We start from the raw sequence: 4,421 nt of genomic DNA, 5'->3' as shown, positions 1-4,421 counted from the left end.
GCCCGCGCTCGACCCGGAGCCCACGCCCGTCGAGGCGGCCTCGGACTCCGAGCCGGGCGCCGCCTGGGCCGTCACCGCCGAGCGGTGGGGGCAGACCGGGGACCCGGCCGCCCGTGACTACCCCATGGACCCCACGCCGCCGCGCGGCCACCCGAGCCCGGGGAACGGCGGTGCGCTGCCCACCCTGCCCAAGCGCGTCCCCAAGTCGGCCCGGACCGACGCGCAGGACGGCGTACGGCACGGCGCGGACGCCCCGGCCCCGGTACCCCGGACGGCCCCGGCACCCCGGACGGCCACGGCACCCCGGACGGTCCCGACCGCCCAGGTCGAGGAGCCGGAGATACCGGCCGTGGAGCGGACGATGGAGCTGACCCTCCATCGCCTGAGCCGCGAGAGCCGAGAGGACCACGACGACCGCGAGGGCGGCGGCGAGGGCGGCGACGGCGAGGACTTCGATCGGCGGTTCGGCGGCCCGGGCCACGGCATCCGCCCGGTCGGTGCGGACGCCTGGGGCCCGGCGGTCGGCGGCCCGGCAGCACAGGGGAGCCCGGCAGCACAGGGGAGCCCGGCAGCACAGGGCGCCCCGGCGGCGCCCGGTGAGTCGGCGGCGCCCGGTGAGCCGTCCCGCGTCGATCCGTCCCGCGTCGATCCGTACGCCATCGGCCCCGACCAGCACGCCCGCCCGCGGGACGAGGCGGCGCGCACCGACAAGGGGCTTCCCAAACGCACCCCGCGGAACCTGGCGCTCCGGGAGCCCGATTCACGGGAGCGGACCGGCTCGGTGAACGCGGAGGAGCTGCGGCGCCGGCTCGGCGGCTTCCAGCGCGGCGCCCGCGACGGACGCCGGGACGCCGCCGCCGAGGTCGCCGCCCGTGGCGAGCCCGCGCGGCGGCAGCGGGGAACAGCAGGACAAACGGGGGCGCAGAGCGAGGGTGGCACGGTTGAGGAGGCACGCGGGTGAATGCGCCCAGTAGTACGTACGGGTTGAGTCGCGAGGCCCGTAATCTGCACTGGTTGCTGGCCAACCTGGTCGAGGAGGTGCCGGGCGTCCGCTCGGTTGTGGTCGTCTCGACCGACGGGCTGATGCTGCTCTCCTCCGACACACGGCACCATGCCGTGGCGTCCGATCCGGCGGCACAGGACGGCCCGAAGGGTTCCAGTGCGGATCTCGCGACGATTGTCTCGGGGGTCGGCAGCCTCACGCTCGGCGCGGCGAAGCTGATGGACGGCGGCAGCGTCAAGCAGACGATGGTGGCGATGGACGAGGGCAGTCTGTTCGTCATGTCGATCAGCGACGGTTCGCTGCTCGGGGTGCATGCCACCCCCGACTGCGATATGACCGTCGTCGCCTATCACATGGCACTGTTCGTGGGCCGGGCCGGACATGTGCTCACCCCCGAACTCCGCAATGAACTACGCAGGTCGCTGGAGCACGCACAGTGACGGCGGCCGGGTCCAGCCGGCCCGCCCGTAAACCCGCTCGCGTACGTCCGTACTCGCTCACCGGCGGTCGCACCCGCTCCGGCCATGTGCTGCTGGTGGAGACCTTCGTGGCGTCGCTGGAGTCTCCGGACGGACGGCTCGACCCGGCCCCCAGTGGGTTGAACGCCCGGATGATGCCGGAGATCCGGGCGATCATCGAACTGTGCGACAGGATGCGCTCCGTCGCGGAGGTCTCCGCGATGCTCAAGATCCCACTCGGGGTGGTGCGTGTCCTGCTCAGCGACCTGGCCGACCAGGGAAAGATCCGCGTCTACGGCACCGGGCGGGGCCCCGGCCAGCCGGACCGCGCGTTGCTCGAAAGGGTGCTCAGTGGACTTCGCAGGCTCTGAGACGATCACGGCGACCCCGCCGGCGACGTCGGAGATACCCGGGGCCGGGATACCCGGGGCCGAGGAGGTGCTCCAGAGGTGGCAGACGGACCGCTCCCGCGCGCCGATCGCCACCAAGATCGTGATAGCGGGAGGGTTCGGGGTCGGCAAGACGACCTTCGTCGGCGCGGTTTCGGAGATCACTCCGCTCCAGACCGAGGCGCTGATGACGCAGGCCAGCGAGAGCGTGGACGATCTCGAGGCGACGCCCGAGAAGCTGACCACCACCGTCGCGATGGACTTCGGCCGGATCACGCTGGAGAACGATCTGGTCCTGTATCTCTTCGGCACCCCAGGTCAGCAGCGCTTCTGGTTCATGTGGGACGACCTGATGCGCGGGGCCATCGGCGCGGTGGTGATGGTCGACACCCGGCGCCTGGACGAGAGCTTCCCGGCGCTGGACTACTTCGAGAGCCTCGGACTGCCGTATGTGGTGGCGGTCAACCACTTCGAGGGGACCCCGCTCTACGAGCCCGAGGATGTGCGCGACGCGCTCTCCGTCGCGTCCACGGTGCCGGTGGTGATGATGGACGCCCGGCGCCGGATCGCGGTCGTGGACGCGCTGCTGGCGCTGGTGAGACACGCCGTTGACGCCTCACCCGAGTGACGTAACCTCAGCTCCGCCCGTGGGATGGAAGGCTCCATTCCCTTTACCGGCCCGAGCTTGAGGGAGAGTCGACAGCCATGCGGAAGATACTCATCGTGGGTGCCGGTCAGTCCGGGCTCCAACTCGCTCTCGGCCTCCAGGCCAAGGGCTATGAGATCACGCTGATGTCCAACCGGACGTCCGATGAGATCCGCGGCGGACGGGTGATGTCCACCCAGTGCATGTTCCACACCGCGCTGGGCCATGAGCGCGATCTGGCGCTCAACTTCTGGGAGGATCGGGCGCCGCGGGTCGAGGGCCTCGGGGTCTCCGTCGCCGGGCGGCCGGTTTCCGAGGGCCAGGCCCATCCGCGGGTCATCGACTGGGTCGGCCGGCTGGCGGGCCACGCCCAGTCCGTCGACCAGCGGATCAAGATGGCCGGCTGGATGGAGACGTTCGAGCAGCGCGGCGGCCAGGTGGTCGTCCACGGCGCCGCCGTCTCCGACCTGGACGTCCTCGACAGAAAGTACGACCTGGCGCTGGTGGCCGCGGGCAAGGGCGAACTGGTCTCGCTCTTCGGCCGGGACCCCGCCCGCTCCCCGTACGCCACCCCGCGGCGCGCCCTCGCGGTGGCCTATGTGCACGGGCTCGGCCCGCGCCCCGAACACCCCGACATCGACGCGGTGCGCTGCAATATCGTCCCCGGCGTCGGCGAGCTGTTCGTGATGCCCGCGCTCACCACCACCGGCCGCGCCGACATCCTCTTCTGGGAGGGCGTCCCGGGCGGTCCGGCCGACGCCTTCCAGGGCATCACCGACCCCTCGGAGCATCTGGCGCGCGTCCTGGAGCTGATGGAGCGGTTCACGCCCTGGGAGTACGCGCGCGCCACCAAGGTCGAGCTGACGGACGCGGGCGGCACGCTGTCCGGGGGGTACGCCCCGACCGTGCGCAACCCGGTCGCGCGGCTGCCGGGCGGCGGACTGGTCCTGGGCGTCGCCGATGTCGTGGTGGCCAACGACCCGATCACCGGGCAGGGCTCCAACTCGGCGGCCAAATGCGCGGCGGCCTATCTGGAGAGCATCGTCGAGCACGGCGACCGGCCGTTCGACGAGGAGTGGATGCGGACGACCTTCGACCGCTACTGGGAGAGCGCGCGGCACGTCACCAAGTGGACCAACGCCATGCTGGGCCCGCCGCCGGAGCACATCGTGGACCTGCTGGGGGCGGGGGCCGCCTTCCCCGCCGTCGCCCACCGCATCGCCAACGGCTTCGACGACCCCTCCGACTTCGAGAACTTCTTCTACGAGCCGGAGAAGACGGCCGCCTATCTGGACGAGGTCAGGAAAGAGGCCGAGGCCGAGGCCGCTGAGGCTGAAGCGGAGGCCGAGGTCTGCGAAGAGGCCGAGGTCTGTGAGGAGGCCGAGGTCTGCGAAGGGGCCGAGGTCTGCGAAGAGGCCGGGGACGACGACCGGGCCGGGGCCGGGGCCATCCGGTACGTCGGCTGACACCGGCGTCGCCGGGGCGCTCAGCGCTTGGCCACCGGGGCCGGACCCGGGCGCACCGCGCCATGCAGCGGATTGGCGGCGAGCGGGGAGAGCTTCACCCGCTGGCCGGGGCGCGGCGCCTGGACCACCTGGCCGTTGCCCGCGTACATCGCCACATGGCTCGCGCCCTTGTAGTAGATCACCAGATCGCCTGGGCGCAGCTTGTCGAGCGGCACCCGGGGCAACTGGCGCCACTGCTCCTGGCTGGTGCGTGGGATGAGCCGTCCGGCAAACGCCCAGGCGGAGGAGGTCAGTCCCGAGCAGTCGAAGGAGTTCGGCCCCTCGGCGCCCCAGACATACGGCTTGCCGATCTGGTTCAGCGCGTAGGCGAGCGCCCGCTTCCCGGCCTCCGCGGTCGCCGTTCCGGGGCCGCCGGGGCCGCCGGGGGCCGGGCGGGGGCGGGGCGCGGTGACGGTGGCG

General features: G+C 72.2%; 5 protein-coding genes and 1 pseudogene. 5 read left to right on the top strand and 1 reads right to left on the bottom strand.

Annotation, left to right across the window (positions count from 1 at the left end; all coding sequences use genetic code 11):
• The 5 genes and pseudogenes from KN815_RS46965 to KN815_RS46945 all read left to right on the top strand — a co-directional run.
• A pseudogene (locus KN815_RS46965) lies at positions 1-961 on the top strand (ATP-binding protein); the annotation flags it as partial.
• Positions 958-1,443, top strand: coding sequence for a roadblock/LC7 domain-containing protein (locus KN815_RS46960; protein WP_216347892.1), 486 nt, complete (start codon positions 958-960; stop codon positions 1,441-1,443). The pseudogene KN815_RS46965 and the gene KN815_RS46960, both read left to right, overlap by 4 nt.
• The gene (locus tag KN815_RS46955) at positions 1,440-1,832 is read left to right on the top strand and encodes a DUF742 domain-containing protein (protein WP_216347891.1); all 393 of its coding nucleotides are present in this window, start codon (positions 1,440-1,442) and stop codon (positions 1,830-1,832) included. Before KN815_RS46960 ends, KN815_RS46955 begins: the two co-directional genes overlap by 4 nt.
• Positions 1,833-1,866: 34 nt before the next feature.
• Positions 1,867-2,478, top strand: coding sequence for a GTP-binding protein (locus KN815_RS46950; RefSeq protein WP_228054154.1), 612 nt, complete (start codon positions 1,867-1,869; stop codon positions 2,476-2,478).
• A 77-nt stretch (positions 2,479-2,555) separates the two neighbouring features.
• The gene (locus KN815_RS46945; RefSeq protein ID WP_216347890.1) at positions 2,556-3,962 is read left to right on the top strand and encodes a styrene monooxygenase/indole monooxygenase family protein; all 1,407 of its coding nucleotides are present in this window, start codon (positions 2,556-2,558) and stop codon (positions 3,960-3,962) included.
• Positions 3,963-3,982: 20 nt separating this feature from the next.
• Here KN815_RS46945 and KN815_RS46940 read toward each other — a convergent pair.
• On the bottom strand, positions 3,983-4,421 hold a 439-nt coding region (locus tag KN815_RS46940; protein ID WP_253209689.1), incomplete at its 5' end, for a C40 family peptidase.

It is taken from the genome of Streptomyces niphimycinicus (assembly GCF_018883605.1).
In the GTDB taxonomy this organism is placed as follows: domain Bacteria; phylum Actinomycetota; class Actinomycetes; order Streptomycetales; family Streptomycetaceae; genus Streptomyces; species Streptomyces niphimycinicus.
The sequence above is the reverse complement of the archived record's forward strand: the minus strand, read 5'-3'. Positions and strand labels throughout refer to the sequence as shown.